This is a genomic window from Craterilacuibacter sp., assembly GCF_051659485.1.
GTDB lineage: Bacteria > Pseudomonadota > Gammaproteobacteria > Burkholderiales > Chromobacteriaceae > Craterilacuibacter.
In genome coordinates this window covers 1-1,185 of record NZ_JBOFOO010000089.1, presented here as the reverse complement: position 1 = coordinate 1,185, position 1,185 = coordinate 1, and the positions used below count along the sequence as shown (strand labels likewise).

Below are 1,185 nucleotides of genomic sequence, written 5' to 3'. Positions count from 1 at the left end.
CCTAATGTGACAGAGTTGAAGGTGTCCGTTTTTTTTCAGCATGCCTCACTGTTTATGATCTCCCCCTCGGGATGTATCAGAGTTCGATACGCGTGCCGAGCAGCTTGATGAATTGAGACATCCAAGCTGGATGGGCGGGCCATGCCGGTGCGGAGACTAGATTACCATCGGTCACCGCACCGTCGATGGCAATGTCTGCATAGTTGCCTTTGGCCAACTCGACTTCTGCACGGCAGGCTGGGTAGGCGGAACACGTCTTCCCGGTAATGACTCCGGCTGCCGCCAGTAATTGTGCGCCGTGACAGATTGCGGCGACGGGTTTATTCGCGCTGAAGAAATGGCGCACCATATCCAGTACTGCTGGATTCAGGCGTAGATATTCCGGTGCGCGACCACCAGGAATCACGAGTGCATCGTACTGGTCAGCCTTGATGTCGGCGAAAGTCGTATTGAGTATAAAGTTGTGCCCTCGCTTCTCGGAATAGGTTTGCTGACCTTCAAAATCATGGATTGCCGTGGCGATGCTATCGCCAGCAGCTTTGTCCGGGCAGACGGCGTGCACGGTGTGCCCGACAGCAAGCAGGGTCTGAAACGGAACCATGACTTCGTAATCTTCGACATAGTCACCAACCAGCATCAGTATTTTTTTTTCGGCCATTTTTTTCTCCTTGGAGGAAAAGAGCAGGGATTTCATTATTCACAATAAGTAATGACATTTTGTTATGCGAAAAATTGCCAAAGACATTACTCATAAGCCAATGCAAGCCAGATTAGGATTATAGAAGCTGTCTGGTTAATGCCTATCGCAATTTGACAAGCGTCATTTGGACCATGGCGACGTGTACGAAATTTTCGGCTGGCGCCGGAAGTTGCCCAGCCAGACAAACATCCCCACCACCACCCACCGCTTCACTCCAAGTGACTGTATTGATCAGTTGCGCGGCAAACCTCGCCCTTCAGGGCGGGGAAGGATAGCGCGGACGGCCTAGCCGTCCTTGCTTTTGCCATTCAGTGTGGCGTCTGCTGTTGTTCGATGTATTGTAAGGGTCCAGCCGCCCCATCTGTAATCCCAAGATAGAAGCAGGCATCCTCGGATTTTTCCCTGACCGAGGATGACATGAACGCCCGCATCCAGCACCGCGCTACCGCATACGCCCATCTCGAGGCCTGGCAACAGAGTGGTCT

The 1,185-nt window shown here is 52.5% G+C and carries 2 protein-coding genes; both read right to left on the bottom strand.

The genetic code is table 11. The features are described 5' to 3' along the window. Positions 1-76: 76 nt before the first annotated feature. A complete protein-coding gene (locus tag ACRC1E_RS03070; RefSeq protein ID WP_438513639.1) occupies positions 77-694 on the bottom strand; it encodes a DJ-1/PfpI family protein in 618 nt (205 codons plus the stop codon). A gap of 291 nt (positions 695-985) precedes the next feature. Further along, the coding region (locus ACRC1E_RS03065) for a hypothetical protein (protein ID WP_438513638.1) at positions 986-1,185 on the bottom strand (200 nt) is incomplete at its 5' end.